The following is a 17564-nucleotide window of genomic DNA, read 5'->3' on the forward strand; positions in this document are numbered from 1 at the left end:
TGGACTCCGCGCAAGTGCCACAGCGCGACACCGAATACAACCAAGCCAACTGCCAGGGCGGGCACCAAAGTCACGACGAGGTTGCCGTCTGGCGTGGCCCACGACACCGCACCGGCGGTGATGAAGGCAGCGACGAACCCGAGCGCCATGGCCGGTCGTCTGGCTTTCCGACGCTCGCCCTGACTTGCGCTGTTCATGGTTGAGCGAGCGCCTTGGCCAGAATCGGCAGGCTGACGTCCATCCGGTAGTCGACCGCCGTATGGTCGTCGGCGAATTCCTCGTAGACATGGGCGATGTCCAGGGCAGCAAGCCGCTTGTGCATCCGCCTGGCGCCATAGACCAGGTTGTATTGGTCGACGTCGCCGCAATCGATGTACAGGGCCTTGAGTGCCGCCAATCCGCGGCCATGCTGTTCAACCAGGGTCAACGGGTCCCAGGCCATCCAGTTGGCCCAGCGCTCGGGGATCGGCTCGCAGGTGTCGAGCGTCACCGGCAGGCGAACGCCATAGGGCACTGAAGGGTCCGGATCGAAGCTCGCCGCCTGCGCCAGCATCATGAGGATGTGCACATCGCTGTCCTTGACCTTGCGGGCTTGCCAGAAGGCGTCGACCCACGCGCCGATGTCCGGCTGCTTGGCGAGGGCCCGCAGCACCGGCACGAATTCGTGCCGATAGAGGAGCTCGAAGCCCATGTCGCCGGAATGCACGGCCGCCGCGCTCCAGAAGTCCGGGTGCAGCAGCGCATGGACCATCGCGCCGTAGCCGCCGCTGGACTTGCCGAAGAGGCCTCGCCGGCCCGGGCCGCCGCAGCCAAAGCGGGCTTCGACGAAAGGCACCGCTTCCGCCCGCAGGAAATCGTCCCAACGGCCGACCGCGGCCGAGTTCACGTATTGATTGCCGCCGAGCCGGGTGAAGCAGTCCGGGAAGGCCACGACGACGGGCGGCATGGCGCCGGTCGCAATCAAGCGGTCGAGCCGCTCGGGCACGTTCTCACCAAAATTCTTCCAGTTGGTGTGCGCCGGCCCACCCGCGGTGAAGCCGACGATATCGACCAGCAGCGGCAGGCCGCGGCCGTCATGCCCTGCCGGAACATAGACGTCGATCGCGCGCAGCGTGGGGTCGCCGAGCAGATTGCCAGCGAGCACCTGGCTGTCGATGGCCAGTTGATGGACAGCACCGGCGGCCATGTTCGAGGTTGTGCGCATCCTGATCTTCCTAGCCAAAGCCGAATTGTTCGCCCGCTGCTGACGTTAGCTGCTTGCCACCCGAGGATAGTCGCGCGTCGGCAGTCGGCCCACCCCAAAGCCGACACCGGTCAGTGCCCCACAGCGCGGAATCAATCCGTGTTCTTCGCCAGGCGAGCTGCGAGCTTCAAGAGCGTGGGCACACGCTTCCTGCCGTGCATCGCACGCAGTCGCGCCTTGGCCGCGCCAATGTCGATGCCCGCGCACGTCACAAACAGCGGTTGCGCTTCCTCTTCTCGCATGATCTCGAACTGCGCCGACAGGCCCGGCAGGCGCCGCTTCGAAACACCCACGATAGGCACCTTGCCGCCCAGCGCGTGATACAGGTGCTGGCCAAGGCCGGGCGTTTCGTCAGCATCCAGATGGACAAAGCCATCAAGCAGGATGAGCTCAGGCTCCAGGCTGTGCTCACGCAGCAGTTGCATCACGCAGGGCAGTTCTCGCAGGTCGAGTTCTCCTCGCACGGCCTTCTCGACATGGGTGATGCGCGAGACGTAAGCCTGCGTCGCTTCCGCGGCATCCCAGGCGTCGAAAGCCGCAGCGGCAGCATTCGCCTGCGTGCCATCGAAATGAACAGCCACTACGAGTTTCATGCAGGAGTATGAGCCGCTGCAGCTCACGCCTGGCCATCCGTAGCTGCACGGCCTGGTTCGACGGGCAGGTCGACGCTCTACGATGCCGCAGGCACTCTCCCTCCTTTCATCCCATGCCGCCTCTTCTCATCATCGACATGCAGGTCGGCATGACCTGGCCCAGCGCCGACGTGCGCAACAACCTGCAGGCCGAGACCCATATTGCGCGGTTGCTTGGCGCCTGGCGTGACGCTGGTGCGCCCGTCGTCCATGTGCATCACATCTCGCGCACGCCGGGTTCGCCGTTCTGGCCGGGTCAGCCCGGCGTGGAATTCCAGCCCACGCTGGCGCCGCGAGACGACGAGCACGTCGTAGAGAAGAACGTGCCCGATGCCTTCACCCACAGCGGCCTGGAGCGCTGGCTGCACGCGCGCGGCCATCGCTCGCTGGTCATCGCCGGCGTCAGCACCAACAACTCGGTAGAGGCCACCGCCCGCAGCGCCGGCAACCTGGGCTTCCAGGCCCATGTGGTGGCCGACGCCTGCTTCGCGTTTGACCTGACCGACCTGCGCGGCGTGCGCCATGCGGCCGAGGAGGTGCATCAAATGGCGTTGGCCAATCTGCACGGCGAATACGCCACGATCATCGACACGGCGACGGCCGCTGCGCTGCTCGCAGGCCTCAGGCCGCCGCTTTCATGAAGGCCTCGAAATACTTCGCATCGCCCGTCTTGTAGAGGCCATACCAGGCTGCGAGCACGTCGTCGGCATAGACGTCCAGCGCGGCAAATGCTTCTTTCGCGAACTCCAGCGGGCGCATGGCCGACGCAGTGATCAGTTTGCCTGAGCGCACCGCCGGCTTCTGGCGGTAGAACGCCGCGCCCTGGTAGCCGGTGGCTGCCAGATAGTCCTTCGAGTTGCTCGTGTGTGGCACGTCGTCCAACAGGCCCGCACGCGCCAGCCCGGCCGTGGCACCGCAGATGGCGGCGACGGCCACGCCTTCGGCCAGGAAATTTCCGGCCAGCTGCGCCGCCTCCTTGTTCTTCTTCCTGTCCCAGGCCGTGCCGCCGGGCAGTACCAGCAGCGCGCTGTGGCGAGGCTTGAGTTTGTCCAGCGCCAGGTCGGGCGACACGCGCAGACCGCCGGCCGTCTTGACGGGCGCATCGGTCAGCCCCACCGTTTTCACCCTGAACCGCCCAGGCAGCTTCTGGCCCAACGGGTTGTTGAGGCCCGCGACCAGATAACCGTATTCCCAGTCCGACATCGTGTCGAAGACGAAGAGATGAACCGTCTGTTTCTTCATGATGCCCGCTCGGATGATTCGTCAGCCCATTTTGCGGATCGGCCCAGCGCGCGACGAAGCTTTTGGCAACCAGGTGCTTCCGCCTGCGGCGCGACCGAGTCGCCACAATCCGCTGTCCTGTCATTTCCATCCCGCCGCCCCGCATGCGCCTCCTGCTTGTCGAAGACGACCCCATGATCGGCGAGAGCCTGCGTGAGGCTTTGCGCCGCCAGGGCTTTGCGGCCGACTGGGTGAGGGACGGCCAGGCGGCCGACGCCGTGCTGTCCAGCGGCGAGCGCTTCGACGCCGTGCTGCTGGATCTGGGCCTGCCGAAGCGCAGCGGCGTCGAGGTGCTGCGCTCGATGCGGGCCCGCGCAGACTCGACGCCCGTCATCGTGCTGACGGCGCGCGACGCGCTGACCGACAAGGTTGCCGGGCTGGACGCCGGTGCTGACGACTATCTCGTCAAGCCTTTCGAGCTGGATGAGTTGCTGGCGCGATTGCGCGCGGTCACGCGCCGCCATGGCGGCCGCACGGACACGGGCCTGCAGGTCGCCGACCTGCGCCTGGACCCGGCCACGCGCGAAGTCACGCGCGCCGGCAAACCCATCCTGCTGTCGGCACGCGAGTTCGCGCTGCTGGAGACGCTGTTGGAGCGGCCCGGCGCCATCGTGTCGCGCGCCCAACTGGAGGACCGTCTCTACGGCTGGGGCGAGGAGCTGGAGAGCAACGCCATCAGTGTCTATATGCACCAGCTGCGCAAGAAGCTCGGCGCCGACCTGCTTCACACGGTGCGCGGCCTGGGTTACTACGCCGGCCCTGAGAAATGAAGCCCCTCGTCCAAGGAGTACCTTGGCCGGTCCCCCTGGGGGACGGGCCGGCTCGGGAACTGGAGTCGGACACAAGCAGTCCCTGCGGACTGCTTGTGCCTATGGAAGGACGTGGGCCTCTGGCCCATGGCGGGCCCAGCGCTCGGCTCGAACAATCCACCACGCCATGACTAAGCGGCTGCTCTCCACCTTGCGCGGCCGCCTCTTCGCGCTGCTCGCCATCCTGGGCGCCGTGACCGCGCTGGCCGTCAGCAGCGCCACCTACATCAGCGTGCGCACCGAGGCCGACGCGCTGTTCGACTACCAGTTGCGCCAGACGGCGCTGTCGCTGCGCGATCAGGGGCGCATCGCCGGCGAAGAGGCTGCGGCCCTGGCCGACCCGAGCCTGGACTATCTCGTGCAGATCTGGTCCGTGCAGGGGTTGGAGCTCTATTCCAGCCGGCCGCAGGGCATGACAGAGGCGCTGCCACCGCGCGCGGTGTTGGGGTTCTCCAACCTGCACCTCGCCGGCCAGGACTGGCGGGTGTTCAGTGCGGCCACGCCACTGCGCGTCGTGCAGGTCGCCCAGCCGCTGGCCGTGCGCCAGCGCCTGGCCGCCGTGGCGGCGCTGCGCAGCGTCGTGCCCGTGGCCGTGGCCCTGCCTGTGGTCGCCGCGGCCGTGTGGTGGCTGTTGGGCATGTCGCTGGCGCCGCTGGCCCGCGTCACGCGCGCCGCCCAGGCCGGCGGCGCCAACGCGCTGCACCCGCTGCCCACGGCCGGCCTGCCCGGTGAGGTGGCGCCGCTGGTGGAGGCCTTCAACGACCTGCTGGGGCGGCTGTCGTCGGCCTTCGAGGCCCAGCGCAATTTCGTCGCCGACGCCGCCCACGAACTGCGCTCGCCGCTGACGGCGCTGAAGCTGCAACTTGGGTTGCTGCGAGGCGCGGCCCCGGGCGCGGAGCAGGACGAATCCATCGCCCGCCTGCGCGGCGGTATCGACCGTTCGGTGCGTCTCGTTGAACAACTGCTGGCCCTCGCCCGCGCCGAGCCGGGCGCCGCGGCAGTTGCGTTGCCGCTGGACCTCGCCGACCTGGCCCGCCAGGCCGTGGCCGACGTGCAGCCCCTGGCCGACAAGGCCGGCGTGTCACTGTCTCTGACCGCACCCGACCCGTTGCCGCTGACCGGCGACCCCCAGGCCCTGCGCGGCGCGCTGCGCAATCTCATCGACAACGCCGTGAAGTACGGCGCCCGAACGGTGCACGTGAGCGCCTTGCGCGGCCCGCGCGGCGCGCCGCTGCTGCGCGTGGACGACGACGGCCCGGGCATTCCGGTGGAAGCGCGCGAGCGGGTCTTCGACCGCTTCCAGCGCGGCGAATGCGCAACCGTTGAAGGCAGCGGGCTGGGACTGGCCATCGTGCAGGCAGCGGCACGGCAGCAGGGAGCGAGCGTGACGCTGGCCAGTTCACCGTCCGGCGGGCTGAGGGCGGAAATCGCCTGGCCGGCGTCCTGACCCGGCACGTCGCTTGCCGGCAGTCGGATGCCGAATCGAGGAGACCGACATGGCCCTGCAGGGCAGCACCGAATTGCAAGCGTTGCGTGAGCGGCTTGAGGCCCGCGCGGCCGAACTGCGCCAGGAAGTGGGCGCGCTGCGCGCCGAGGAGGCCGGCGACCTGACGAAGACACCGGGCGGTCCGGTCGAAGATCCCGGCGAACGGGGCGAGGAAGAAGCGCGTCATGCCGTCCGCCACGCAGAGCAGGGACGCGACACGCAGGAACTGCGCAACATCGCCGCGGCCCTTCAGCGCATGGAAGAGGGGCGCTACGGCGAATGCGTGGACTGCGGCTGTGACATCCCGCTGGCGCGATTGCAGGCCGAACCGGCGGCGGCCCGGTGCGTCGCCTGCCAGCAGCGCTTCGAACGGGGCGCGCCGCCGGCGTGATCCGGCATGAGGATTGCCGGTTTCAGGTCCCCTTTTCTGAACCGGAGCAATGTCATGGCACATCCAGACCCCCTTCGTCAGGGCAGCGAGAAGGACCAGCGCCGCCACGCCGGCAATGCCAGCGAGGCCACCGACATCGGCATGCAGGACAAGTCACAGGGCAAGTCCGGCACCGCGGCGCCCGAGCGCCAGAAGGACGACCCGCACTGGGCGCCGGAAAGCGGCGACAAGCCCGAGGCGCGTCGCAAGGGCTGAACACCAGCGCCGGCCGTGGGCGGCCTCAGCGCCGAACACCGGCTCGGCACATCGACGTCCTCGAGCTTGAGGATGGCGAGGGCCGCGCGCCCTTGGCAGCTCAACCAGATGACTGTAGAAATACACAGCCATCACGAAGCCGTCAAAGCCATGACTCCTCAAGAAGCCCAGCGCGTGATCGATGCCCTCGCCGATGGCGTGGACCCTGACACCGGCGAGTTTCTTCCAGCGGAAAGCGCACTGCTGAAGCCCTCGGTGATCCGGGCCCTGTTCGTGGCGTCGCGAGCGTTGGAGACCCCACGCAACGAAGCCCGTGCAACCAAAGAGCGGCCCAGCCAGGCTGGCAAGCCTTGGTCGGTGCAGGAGGATCAGCGCCTGCTCGACAACTTTGACCAAGGTGCCGATCTGGCAACGCTGACCCTGGTGCACGGCCGCTCCAAGGGTGGCATCGCCTCCCGATTGGTTCGCCTGGGCCGCATCAAGGAGAGGGCTGAAATCGGTGCTCGCGCCAAGGCCGACATGCCGACCGCGGCCGCGCCTTAACTTTCGCCTCACCTTCGCCTCACCGAGCGCTCATCTGGCATCTCTAGATTCCCGGCAACGGCTGCACCGCAGCCTGCTTGAGGACCCTTCGATGACCCAGACTGCCAAAACCACCCTGATCGCCACCGCCGCCGCGCTGCTGGCCGCCGGCGTCACCGTCACCACCACCGCCTCCGGCTGGACCGCGCCCGCCTGGCTGCAGGGCAAGGCTCCCGTCAGCGCACCGGTGGCCGGCGAAGCCACGCCCGCCGCCACGGCCGCCGCAGCCACCACGTTGGCCGCGCCGGCCGTCAGCCTGCCTTCAGCCCAGCTGCCGAACTACCGCGCCATCGTGCAGACGCAAGGCCCCGCCGTCGTCGGCATCACCGTGGCCGGCCTGCACAAGGTGGGCAACGACGAAGGCGACGAAGGCCCCGTCGCGCGGGGCGACGATGACCCCTTCTTCCGCTTCTTCCGCGGCATCCCCGGGCTGCGCATGCCCCAGCAGGGCCCCCAGCCCTTCCGCGGCCAGGGCTCGGGTTTCATCATCAGCGCCGACGGCCTGGTGCTGACCAATGCTCACGTGGTGCGCGACGCCAAGCAGGTCACCGTCAAGCTCAGCGACCGCCGCGAGTTCTCGGCCAAGGTGCTGGGCAGCGACCCGGCCACCGACATCGCCGTGCTCAAGCTCGATGCCAAGGGCCTGCCTACCGTGCAGCTCGGCGACCCCAAGCAGGTGCAGGTGGGCGACTACGTGCTGGCCATCGGCGCGCCCTATGGCTTCGAGCAGACGGCCACACAGGGCATCGTCAGCGCCAAGGGGCGCTCGCTGCCGGGCGACAGCGTCGTACCCTTCATCCAGACCGATGCGGCCGTGAACCCGGGCAACTCGGGCGGCCCGCTGTTCGACGCAGCCGGTCGTGTCGTCGGCGTCAATGCACAAATCTTTTCGCAGAGCGGCGGCTTCCAGGGCCTGGCCTTCTCGATTCCCGTGGACGTGGCGCTGAAGGTCAAGGACCAGATCGTCGCCCACGGCAAGGTTGAGCATGCGCGCCTCGGTGTCACGCTGCAGGACCTGAGCGCGCCACTGGCCTCGTCCTTCGGCCTGGGTGCGCCCGACGGCGCCCTGGTGTCCAGCGTGCAGCCTGAAAGCGCGGCCGCCAAGGCCGGGCTGAAGGCGGGTGACGTGATTACCGCCATCGACGGCGAGCCGGTGCGCGTGGCGGGCGATGTGTCCAGCCGCGTCGGCCTGGCCCGCCCCGGCGACAAGCTCAAGCTGGAGCTGTGGCGCGACAAGTCCCGCGTCAGCGAGACCGTCAGCCTGGGCCGCGCCGACAAGGACACGCAGGAAGCCAGTGCTTCGCCTCAGGGCGGCTCACTGGGCCTGGCGCTGCGCCCGCTGGAGCGCCAGGAACTGCGCGGTTCAGGGCTGGACCATGGCCTGTTGATCGAGCGCGTGACCGGCCCGGCCCAACTGGCCGGCGTGCAGCCCGGCGACGTGCTGCTGGCGCTCAACGGCAAGCCGGTGCAGAACGTCGAGCAGGTGCGCGACGCGCTCAAGGGCAAGCCGGCCTCGGTGGCCCTGCTGGTGGCGCGTGACGGCCAGCAGATCTTTGTGCCGGTGCGACTCGGCTGATACGTTTGGACGGCAGGGGTGGCAGGCGCTACCCGCACCAGCCCGCGGCGCCCAAGCCGCGGGCCTTTTTTTATCGGGGCTCCGGCCGGTGAAAACTCACGCGTCCCGCCCACCGGCCGCCGCTTGCGCTAGGCTGCGCGTCATCGCACCCGCTCGCGGAGACCGCCCTGGAGATCCTGCTTGAACTGCTGCTCGAACTCGTCTTGCAGGTCTTCGGCGAATTGCTCGTCGAACTCGGTCTGCATGCCGTCGCCGAGCCTTTTCGCAAGCAGCCCAGCGTCTGGGTGGCCGTGCTTGGCTATGTGCTGCTCGGCGGCATCGTCGGCGCGCTGAGCCTGTGGCTGATGCCCCAACACCTGACGCGCGATGGCTGGCCCCGCCTGGCCAACCTCGTCGTCACGCCCGTGATCGCCGGTTTCGCCATGACGCTGATCGGCCTCTGGCGCGCGCGCCGTGGTGACCCGGTGCTGCGCATCGACCGATTTGCCTACGGCTATCTGTTCGCGCTGACGGTCGCCGTCGTGCGCTACAACTTCGCAAGCTGAGCCGCCATGGACGCCATTCGCTGGGTTCTCATCCTCATCGCGATTGGCGCTGCAGCGGCCGCCGCCCTGTGGCTGGGGCTGAGCGCGCCGCCCGCGAGCCCGGCCGCGCCATCCGAGCCCACGACCGTCGCAGCCCTGCCCGCCACGCGGCCGCTGGCGGCTTCCGCAGCCTCGGCAACCACACGCGCGGTGGCGCGTGCCGCCTCCGCAACGGCAGCGCCGATGCCCGCCTCCACAAGGCCGGCCGCGCCGCGTATCGGTTCGGAAGGGTACGGCCCGCACATCGATCGTGCGGTGGCTGGCGACGATGCGGTGGCTGCCTGGGAGGCGGTGCGCTGGCTGCGGCTTTGCGCGTCGAACGAGACGCGGCGCAACAGCCTCGAGACCGTCCGCAACCAGGGCGTCTCGCCGGAAATGATGACCCAGATGATGGTGGAGGCCGATGCCGAAGCGCGGCGCTGCCAGACCGTGACCGCCCAGCACCGAGTGATGCTGCCGGAACTGGCCTCACGGGCGGTGCGGGCCGGCGTGGCCGAGGCGGCCTCGGCCTTTGCCGCCTCAACCTTCTCCAGCGACCTGACCGCAGCGCAGCGCCAGCAGGTGGCCGAAGCGATGCGGCGTGACGCACTTGTCGGTGACGGGCCCAGCCTCGTCAACGCGGCGACGTCGAACCCCGCCTGGGGACTGAGCGATGCCGAGCGTTTGAGCTTTCTGATGGCCTACGCCGAGCTGCCCGACCCTGAGGCCAAGGGCATGGCCAAGTCGCTGCTGGAGCGGGGTGCGCTTCACCTGGCAGCGCCGCCCACACCTCAGCAGATGGCCGCGGCCAGGGAGGCGGCGCAGCAGATCCTTGCGCGCCGGCCCGCTGGCGGCAAGCCCTGAGGTCGCTCAAGGCATGCCGTTGTCCACGTAGTCGCCAAAGCCGGGCCGGCTGCCGAGCCGCTGCATCCAGGCGTCCACCGCCGGCAGTTCCGCGCGCTCGATGGGTGCGTTTTTCCAGCGCTGGGCCGACAGGCCGAGCACGACGTCGGCCAGCGTGAACTCGGGTCCACAGACATGAGCGTTGGTGCGCGCGAGCTGGGCGTCCAGCATGCCCATGTGCTTGTTCCAGTTGGCCACGCCTGCAGTGATGGCCTCGGCCGTGGCCGGCTGGCCGCGCACCAGCGCCATGAAGGCGACGCGCCAGCTGTTGTTCAGCTCGCCGGCCTGCCAGTCCATCCACTGCTCGACGCGGGCACGCGCCTGCGCCTCGGTGGGCAGCAGCGTGCTCGCGTAGCGCTGGGTGGCGAGATAGCGGCAGATGGTGTTGCTCTCCCACAGCACGAAGTCGCCGTCGATGAGGACGGGAATGAGCCCGTTGGGGTTCATCGCCAGATAGCCCGGCTCCTGCGGCGAGCGAAAACCCGCACCCCAATCCTCGCGGTCGAGTTCGAGATCGAGTTGCGCGGCGGTCCACATAACCTTGCGGACGTTGATGGAGGTGAGGCGGCCGAGCAGCTTCATCGTGGCGTTGGGCAAGAGACGGGGCGGCCCATTGTGTCAGCCGGCTTGCATGGTGAAGCGCCGTTTCAGCCGCGGATATGACAGCGGCTTGCTGTCAAGACAAGCGCACGGTCCAGCGGCCCGCTTCGTCGCAGGCCAGCTGCACGAGGCCCGGCCCCCGAACGCCGCCGATGCTCGCGTCACTCAGCGCGGTCAGCTCGCGCAACAGCACGCTGACGCGCTCGTCCAGCCGCTTAGCCAGCCGCGTCAGCGCGACCGGCTCGCCATCGGGCGCCAGCTCACGCAGCGTCTGCAGCAGCTGTTCCTGCATGAGGCGTCAACACGACCGGGATGGACTTGGACGTTGGTGTGCGCGCCGTGACGGAAAAGCTCTGCAGCGGCACCAGCGGGTTGGTCTCGGGGTAGTAGCTGGCCAGGCAGCCGCGCGGGATGTCGTAGGCGACGAGCAGGAAGCGTTCAGCGCGGCGCTGCTGCACCTCGCCACCGGCTTCGTCGATGTAGAGGCTGGTGATGTCCACCCAGTCGCCCGCCTTCATGCCGAGATCCTTCAAGTCCTCGACGTTGACGAAGACCACGCGGCGGTGACCGTAGACGCCGCGGTAGCGGTCGTCATGGCCGTAGATGGTGGTGTTGTACTGGTCGTGGGAGCGCAGTGTCGTCAGCGTGAAGACGCGCGCGTCACGTTGGCGCTCGGCGATGCGCTGCACCGCCAGGTCGGTGGGCATCGCGTGCGTGCTGAACTCGGCCTTGCCACTCGCCGTAGCCCAGACGCGCTCGCTGGCAGTGTTGCGCAGGCGAAAGCCACCGGGCGACTTGATCTTCTCGTTGAAGCCGGCGAAATCGGGCAGCACGGCCTCGATCTTGTCGCGGATGGCGGCGTAGTTGCTGGCCAGGGCCAGCCACGGCGTGCGGCTCTTCGTCAGCGTGGCCGCGGCCATGCGCGCGACCAGCATGGGCTCGGAGATCAGGTGCTCCGATGCCGGCGCATTCATGCCGGCCGACAGGTGCACCATGCTCATCGAGTCCTCCACCGTGACGCCTTGCGGCCCGCTGGCCTGCACGTCGATCTCGGTGCGGCCCAGCACGGGCAGCACCAGAGCCTGGCGACCGTGCACGACATGGCTGCGGTTGAACTTGGTGGTGATGTGCACCGTCAGCTCGCACTGGCGCAGCGCGCGCCAGGTGGCGGCCGTGTCGGGCGTGGCGGCGGCGAAGTTGCCGCCCATGGCGATGAAGACCTTGCCCTTGCCGTCCAGCATGGCCTGGATGGCACCAACCGTGTCGTAGCCGTGCTCGCGCGGCGGCTCGAAGCCGAACACCTGGCCCAGCTTGTCCAGGAAGGCCGGCGCGGGCTTCTCGTAGATGCCCATGGTGCGGTCGCCCTGCACATTGCTGTGACCGCGCACCGGGCAGGCACCGGCGCCGGGCCGGCCCAGGTTGCCGCGCAGCAGCAGCAGGTTGACGATCATCTGGATCGTCTTGACCGAGTGGCGGTGCTGGGTGATGCCCATGCCCCAGCAGGCGATGACGCGCTCACTCGTCGCGTAGATGTCGGCAGCCTGCACGATCTGTTCGCGCGTCAGGCCCGAGGCCTGGACGAGCGGCTCCCAGGGCTGCTCGCGCAGTTCGGCCACGAAGCTGTCGAAGCCCTGGGTGTGCTCGGCGATGAAATCCACGTCCAACACGCGCGGCTTACCGGCCGCCAGCGCGGCGTCGTCCAACTCGACGACGCGCTTGCACATGCCCTTGAGCAGCGCGAAGTCGCCGCCCACCTGGAGCTGGAAGTAGTGGCTGCTGATCGGCGAGTCGCTGAAGCTCGCCATCTCGATGGCGTTCTGCGGGTCGGCAAAGCGCTCCAGGCCACGCTCGCGCAGCGGGTTGAAGCTGACGATGCGCGCGCCGCGCTTGCGGGCCGCGCGCAGCTCGCCCAGCATGCGCGGGTGGTTGGTGCCGGGGTTCTGACCGAACACGAAGATGGCGTCGGCCCGCTCGAAGTCGTACAGCGTGACCGTGCCCTTGCCGACGCCGATGGTCGGGCGCATGCCGGAGCCGCTGGGCTCGTGGCACATATTGGAGCAGTCGGGGAAGTTGTTGGTGCCGTACTCGCGCACGAACAGCTGGTACAAGAAGGCGGCCTCGTTGCTGGTGCGCCCCGACGTGTAGAAGATGGCTTCGTTGGGGTCGGGCAGGGCCTGCAGCTCGCGTGCGATCAGCGCGAAGGCGGCGTCCCAACTGGTGCGCTGGTAGCGGTCGGTCTGGGCGTCGTAGACCATGGGCTCGGTCAGACGACCCGTGGCTTCCAGGTCGTAGTCCGACGCCTCGGCCCATTCCTTCAGCGTCTTCGCGCCAATGACCTCGGGCGTCGCGCGCCGCGCGGTGGCTTCGGCGGCGACGGCCTTGGCGCCGTTCTCGCAGAACTCGAAGGTGGAGCGGTGATCGCGGTCAGGCCAGGCGCAGCCCGGGCAGTCGAAGCCGTCGGTCTGGTTGGCATGCAGCAGCGTCTTGGCACCCTTCACGGCCACGCCCTGCTCGTTCAGGTGCCTGGCCACGCTCTTCAGCGCACCCCAACCGCCGGCGGGGCCGTCGTACAGCTCGATCTTCTGTTCGATCTCTTTTTCGCTCATATGCACATCAACCAAGAAAAAGGCCCCGCGCCTTGCACAGGCAGCGGGGCTTGTCAGCCTAGCAGGACCGGATCAGTTGAAGAACTTGCCCACGTTGATCAGGGTCTTGTAGACCCCCCAGGCCAGCGGGATGCCCACGGCGGCCCAGGCCAGCACGACGATGAACGTCGGCGTGGCGGCCGCCTGGCCACTGCCGCTGCCCACCTCGGTGGCGGCGGCGCGCTCATGCGCCAGACGCTTTTCCTCGGCCAGCTCGGCGTCGGTCATGAAGTACTTGTCCGCGACCGGCTTGACCATCAGGTTGGCAATCAGGCCGACGACCAGCATCCCAACCAGGATGTACATGGTCTGGTTGTAGACCTGCTCGCGCGGCAGGCCCAGGCCGAGCTGGTAGTCGCGCATGTAGTTCACGACGACCGGGCCGAGGATGCCGGCCGTGGCCCAAGCCGTCAGCAGGCGGCCGTGGATGGCGCCCACCATCTGCGTGCCGAACAGGTCCGCCAGGTAGGCCGGCACGGTGGAGAAGCCGCCGCCGTACATGCTCAGGATGATGCAGACGGCGCCGACGAAGAGCAGCTTGGAGCCGGCCGCGGCGCTGCCCGGGATGCTGGCGTAGAGGACGCCACCCAGCACGAAGAAGACGACGTAGGTCATCTTGCGGCCGAGCTTGTCGGACAGGCTGGCCCAGAAGAAACGGCCGCCGATGTTGAACAGGCTCAGCAAGGCCGTGAAGCCAGCAGCGACGCCGGCGATCTTGGCGAGCTGCGCCTTGTCGAGTTCACCGAACTTGGCCGTCAGGCCGATCAGCGAACCGCCGAAGATTTCCTGCAGCATCGGGCTGGCCATGCCGATGACGCCGATGCCGGCCGACACGTTCATGCACAACGCGATCCACACCAGCCAGAACTGCGGGATGCCCCAGACCTTCTTCACATGCACGTGGCGCTGCGTGATCATGGCGTTGCTGCCCTGAGCGACCGGCGCGGTCCAGCCGGCCGGCTTCCAGCCCGTCGGCGGCACGCGGTAGCCGAGTGCTCCGCCGATCATGAAGACGAAGTAGATGAGGGCCATGACGATGAAGGTCTGAGTCACGCCGACATCGGTGGCCGTCGCGAACATCTTCATCAGCTCTGCCGCCAGCGGCGAGCCGATCATGGCACCGCCGCCAAAGCCCATGATGGCCATGCCGGTGGCCATGCCGCGCTTGTCCGGGAACCACTTGATCAGCGTGCTGACCGGACTGATGTAGCCCAGCCCGAGACCGATGCCGCCGATGACGCCGCTGCCGAGGATCATCAGCCAGAACTGGTGTAGATGAATGCCCAACGCCGAGATCAGCATGCCGCCGCACCAGCACAGGGCAGACACGATACCGGCCTTGCGTGGCCCGGCGCGTTCCAGCCAGCCGCCCCAGATTGCCGCTGCGCAACCAAGGAAGACGAAGAAGAGGGTGTACATCCAGCCCAGCGTCGAGACCTTCCAGTCGCAACCGCTGACGAAGAGCTCCTGGAAGAAGCCCACGTCGGCGCCGCACTTGATCGCCTCCTTGATGCCCAGGGCCTTGGACAGCGGCAGCCAGAACACCGAGAAGCCGTAGGCCATGCCGATGCACAGATGGATGGCGAGGGCCGCCGGCGGCACCAGCCAGCGGTTGAAGCCGACGCCGGCAATGGTTCTTTCCTTGTCGAGCCAGCCTGCGCTCCGACCCGGACCGGGCACGGCATCCAATCCCACTGAAGACATGGTGTTCCCTTTGACGTTGATGTGAATCTCGTGCGCAGCCACCATCAGCCCGCCCGAGGCGGCGCAGGATACGGGTTGCTTTGTGACGAGTCCCCCGTCGAAGTGGCGATTTAGGGAAAAACCTAGCTCGTCGTTCAGAAAATCCGGGCAGATGGCACGGTTGGATGGGCGGCTATCCTGCTGCGCCATGCGACGCGTATTGATCATTGACGACCATCCCGGCGTGGGCCAGGCGCTGGAACTGCTGCTGTCCCTGCACGACATCGAGGCCAGTATGGCCACCAGCCCCGAAGAGGGCCTGGCCCTGCTCGACAAGCGCGCCTTCGGCCTCGTCATCCAGGACATGAATTTCACGGCCGACACGACCTCGGGCGAGGAAGGCGAGCAGCTGTTTCGCGCCATCCGCGCGCGCCGCCCGGACCTTCCCGTCATCCTGCTGACGGCCTGGACGCGGCTGGACGCCGCCGTGGCCCTCGTCAAGGCCGGCGCGGCCGACTACCTCGCCAAACCCTGGGACGACGCCAAGCTGATTGCGACCGTCGAAAACCTGCTGGAGCTGGGCGAGGCCAACCGCGAGATCGCGCAGCTGCGCGAGGCACGGTCGGCCAGGCGCGCAGCGCTGGCACGGCGCTACGACCTCGCTGGCCTCGTGTTCGGCTCCGATGCGATGGCCAATTTGCTCGAACTGGCCGGCCAGATCGCCGCGGCGCCGGTGCCGGTACTGATCACGGGGCCGAACGGCGCCGGCAAGGAACGCATCGCGGCCTTCGTGCACGCCAATTCAAGCGCGCATGACGGCCCCTTCGTCGCTCTGAACTGCGGCGCCCTGCCGGCCGACCTCATCGAGGCCGAGCTGTTCGGCAGCGACAGCGGCGCCTACACCGGCGCGGCCAAGGCGCGCGTGGGCCGCTTCGAGGCGGCCGACGGCGGCACCCTTTTCTTGGACGAGATCGGCAACCTGCCGCTGGCCGGCCAGGTCAAGCTGCTGCGCGTGCTGGAGACCGGCCAGTTCGAGCGCCTGGGCTCGAGCAAGACGCGCCAGGTGCTGGTGCGCGTGCTGAGCGCGACCAATGCCGACCTGCGCGCCATGGTCAAGACGGGCGCCTTCCGCGAGGACCTGTTCTATCGCCTCAATCTCATTGAGCTGAGGCTGCCGCCGCTGGCCGAGCGCCGCGACGATGTGCTGCCGCTGGCAGAGCATTTCCTGGCCGGCCGCGCGCGTTTGAGCGAGGCCGCGCGCGAGTCCCTGCTCGCCCACCGTTGGCCAGGCAATGTGCGCGAACTGAAGAACGCCGTCGAACGCGCGGCCCTGCTGTGCCAGGGCGGTGAAATCACGCCGGCCCTGCTGGGGCTGGAGGAAGCCAATGGCAATGGCGGCGGCGCCTGGCGCAACCTCGACGAGCCCAGCCGCGAGGCCGTCGTCGCGGCGCTGAACGCGGCCGGCGGCGTGGTCAGCCGCGCGGCCAGCCAGCTGGGTCTGTCGCGCCAGGCGCTGTACCGGCGCTTGGAGCGTTATGGGATAACGCCTTGATGCCGTTGTCGCTGCGCGCACGCGCCTTGCTGGCACTCTGTGCGGCGGCGGTGGTGCCGCCCCTGGTCATCCTCGGCGTGCGGCGCGCGGGCCTGGATGCGGGCATTGCGCTGGCCGTGGCGGTGATCGTCATGCTGCCGCTGATCGGCTGGCTGGCGGCATTCTGGCTGGCGCCGCTGCTGCGGCTCACGCGCGCGCTCGAAGGCGCCGTGTTGAGCTATCGCGACGGCGACTTCAGCCTCAACTTGGCGCCAGACGGCCCGCGTGAGCTGATCGAGCTGACGCAACTGCACGCCGAGCTCGGCCTGGCCCTGCGCGAGCAGCGCCAGCACCTGGCCCAGCGCGAGCTGCTGCTGGACACCGTCGTGCAGAACACGCCCGTCGCGCTGGTGCTGACGGCGCCGAGCGAGCGCATCGCCATTGCCAACCTGGCCGCACGCCAGTTGCTGGGCGACGGCCGCAGCCTGACCGGGCTGGACTTCCCCACCGTCATCGCCCACCTGCCGGAGGCGCTGCGCGAGGCCCTCGCCGGCGACGCCGACCGGCTTTTCGCGGTGACGCTGCCCGACGGATCGGAGGAAACCTTCCACCACAGCACGCGCACATTCAGGCTGCAGGGCCAGCCGCATCGGCTGCGGCTGCTGCGGCGCATGACGCGGGAGCTGTCGCGGGCCGAAGTCGCGACGTGGAAGCGCGTCATCCGCGTGTTGAGCCACGAGTTGAACAACTCGCTGGCGCCGATTTCGTCATTGGCCCACAGCGGCGCCGAGCTGGCGCGGCGCGGCAACACCGAGCGGCTGCTGCAGGTGCTGGCCAGCATTGGCGAACGGGCGGCACATCTGCATGTCTTCCTGAGCGGCTACGCGGCCTTCGCCAAGCTGCCGGCGCCGCGCCGCGAGGCGGTGGACTGGCCGGCCTTTATCGCGCGGCTGGCGACGCTGGGCGAGTTCCGCGTCGAGGGCGCGCCGCCCGATCAGCCCGGCTGGTTCGATGCGGCCCAGATCGAACAAGCCCTGCTCAACCTGATCAAGAACGCCCATGAGTCGGGCAGCGACCCCGACGAGATCCTGCTGCGCCTGGCCAGCCAGGGCGGCGAGTTGCGCATCGAAGTGCTGGACCGCGGCCCCGGCATGAGCGAGGCGGTGCTGGCCCAGGCCCTGCTGCCCTTCTATTCCACCAAGCGCTCCGAACCCGGCTCCCGGGGCGGCACGGGCCTCGGGCTGGCGCTGGCGCGGGAGATTGCCGAAGCCCACGACGGCCATATCGCGCTGGCCAACCGTGACGGTGGTGGGCTGCGGGTGACGATCCGGCTGCCATGGCGCGCCGTCCTGTCGAATGAGGATGCCAAAGCGAGCAATTAGTG

General features: G+C 68.6%; 18 protein-coding genes. 11 read left to right on the forward strand and 7 right to left on the reverse strand.

Annotation, left to right across the window (positions count from 1 at the left end; genetic code table 11):
• Positions 1 to 193: 193 nt before the first annotated feature.
• The gene (locus ASC95_RS14690; protein ID WP_200960148.1) at positions 194 to 1186 is read right to left on the reverse strand and encodes an alpha/beta hydrolase family protein; all 993 of its coding nucleotides are present in this window, start codon (positions 1184 to 1186) and stop codon (positions 194 to 196) included.
• 149 nt (positions 1187 to 1335) lie between these two features.
• Complete coding sequence (locus ASC95_RS14695; RefSeq protein ID WP_157256331.1) at positions 1336 to 1836, reverse strand: endonuclease V; 501 nt, start codon at positions 1834 to 1836, stop codon at positions 1336 to 1338.
• A 113-nt stretch (positions 1837 to 1949) separates the two neighbouring features.
• Between ASC95_RS14695 and ASC95_RS14700 the strand changes: the two genes are divergently transcribed.
• Positions 1950 to 2516, forward strand: a complete 567-nt coding sequence (locus tag ASC95_RS14700; RefSeq protein ID WP_057298474.1) for a cysteine hydrolase family protein — start codon at positions 1950 to 1952, stop codon at positions 2514 to 2516.
• Here the strand turns inward: ASC95_RS14700 and ASC95_RS14705 are convergent.
• Entirely contained in the window at positions 2497 to 3117 is a 621-nt protein-coding gene (locus ASC95_RS14705; RefSeq protein WP_057298475.1) for a type 1 glutamine amidotransferase family protein, read from the reverse strand. The genes ASC95_RS14700 and ASC95_RS14705 overlap by 20 nt on opposite strands.
• 143 nt (positions 3118 to 3260) lie before the next feature.
• Here ASC95_RS14705 and ASC95_RS14710 point away from each other — a divergent pair, with 143 nt between their 5' ends.
• From ASC95_RS14710 to ASC95_RS14745, 8 genes are all read left to right on the forward strand, one after another.
• Positions 3261 to 3926: a response regulator transcription factor gene (locus ASC95_RS14710; RefSeq protein ID WP_057298476.1), complete on the forward strand. Its 666-nt coding sequence runs from the start codon at positions 3261 to 3263 to the stop codon at positions 3924 to 3926.
• 166 nt (positions 3927 to 4092) lie between these two features.
• Entirely contained in the window at positions 4093 to 5412 is a 1320-nt protein-coding gene (locus ASC95_RS14715) for an ATP-binding protein (protein ID WP_057298477.1), read from the forward strand.
• A gap of 49 nt (positions 5413 to 5461) precedes the next feature.
• Entirely contained in the window at positions 5462 to 5842 is a 381-nt protein-coding gene (locus ASC95_RS14720; protein ID WP_057298478.1) for a TraR/DksA family transcriptional regulator, read from the forward strand.
• A 54-nt stretch (positions 5843 to 5896) separates the two neighbouring features.
• Positions 5897 to 6097: a hypothetical protein gene (locus tag ASC95_RS14725; RefSeq protein WP_057298479.1), complete on the forward strand. Its 201-nt coding sequence runs from the start codon at positions 5897 to 5899 to the stop codon at positions 6095 to 6097.
• 174 nt (positions 6098 to 6271) lie between these two features.
• Entirely contained in the window at positions 6272 to 6640 is a 369-nt protein-coding gene (locus tag ASC95_RS14730; RefSeq protein WP_235537934.1) for a hypothetical protein, read from the forward strand.
• A 91-nt stretch (positions 6641 to 6731) separates the two neighbouring features.
• The gene (locus ASC95_RS14735; RefSeq protein WP_057298481.1) at positions 6732 to 8255 is read left to right on the forward strand and encodes a Do family serine endopeptidase; all 1524 of its coding nucleotides are present in this window, start codon (positions 6732 to 6734) and stop codon (positions 8253 to 8255) included.
• Between the two features lie 203 nt (positions 8256 to 8458).
• Positions 8459 to 8800 carry a hypothetical protein gene (locus ASC95_RS14740; RefSeq protein ID WP_235537935.1) on the forward strand — a complete coding sequence of 114 codons (342 nt, stop codon included), beginning with the start codon at positions 8459 to 8461 and terminating at the stop codon, positions 8798 to 8800.
• Between the two features lie 6 nt (positions 8801 to 8806).
• A complete protein-coding gene (locus tag ASC95_RS14745) occupies positions 8807 to 9682 on the forward strand; it encodes a hypothetical protein (RefSeq protein ID WP_057298483.1) in 876 nt (291 codons plus the stop codon).
• A gap of 6 nt (positions 9683 to 9688) precedes the next feature.
• On the opposite strand, the gene ASC95_RS14750 is transcribed toward ASC95_RS14745, so the two are convergent.
• The 4 genes from ASC95_RS14750 to ASC95_RS14765 all read right to left on the reverse strand — a co-directional run bounded on the left by ASC95_RS14750 (position 9689) and on the right by ASC95_RS14765 (position 14670).
• Positions 9689 to 10303, reverse strand: coding sequence for a glutathione S-transferase family protein (locus ASC95_RS14750; RefSeq protein ID WP_057298484.1), 615 nt, complete (start codon positions 10301 to 10303; stop codon positions 9689 to 9691).
• Positions 10304 to 10397: 94 nt separating this feature from the next.
• Positions 10398 to 10613, reverse strand: a complete 216-nt coding sequence (locus ASC95_RS14755; protein ID WP_057298485.1) for a hypothetical protein — start codon at positions 10611 to 10613, stop codon at positions 10398 to 10400.
• Positions 10582 to 12927: an FdhF/YdeP family oxidoreductase gene (locus ASC95_RS14760; RefSeq protein ID WP_057298486.1), complete on the reverse strand. Its 2346-nt coding sequence runs from the start codon at positions 12925 to 12927 to the stop codon at positions 10582 to 10584. The genes ASC95_RS14755 and ASC95_RS14760 overlap by 32 nt, the downstream gene beginning before the upstream one ends.
• A gap of 72 nt (positions 12928 to 12999) precedes the next feature.
• Positions 13000 to 14670 (reverse strand): OFA family MFS transporter, encoded by a 1671-nt coding sequence (locus ASC95_RS14765; protein WP_057299032.1) that lies wholly within the window; start codon positions 14668 to 14670, stop codon positions 13000 to 13002.
• Between the two features lie 187 nt (positions 14671 to 14857).
• Here ASC95_RS14765 and ASC95_RS14770 point away from each other — a divergent pair, with 187 nt between their 5' ends.
• Together ASC95_RS14770 and ASC95_RS14775 are read left to right on the forward strand one after the other, a co-directional pair.
• The gene (locus ASC95_RS14770; RefSeq protein ID WP_057298487.1) at positions 14858 to 16201 is read left to right on the forward strand and encodes a sigma-54 dependent transcriptional regulator; all 1344 of its coding nucleotides are present in this window, start codon (positions 14858 to 14860) and stop codon (positions 16199 to 16201) included.
• Positions 16201 to 17562 (forward strand): PAS domain-containing sensor histidine kinase, encoded by a 1362-nt coding sequence (locus tag ASC95_RS14775; protein ID WP_057298488.1) that lies wholly within the window; start codon positions 16201 to 16203, stop codon positions 17560 to 17562. Before ASC95_RS14770 ends, ASC95_RS14775 begins: the two co-directional genes overlap by 1 nt.
• Positions 17563 to 17564 lie beyond the last annotated feature (2 nt).

The organism is Pelomonas sp. Root1217, assembly GCF_001425705.1.
Classification (GTDB): domain Bacteria; phylum Pseudomonadota; class Gammaproteobacteria; order Burkholderiales; family Burkholderiaceae_C; genus Pelomonas.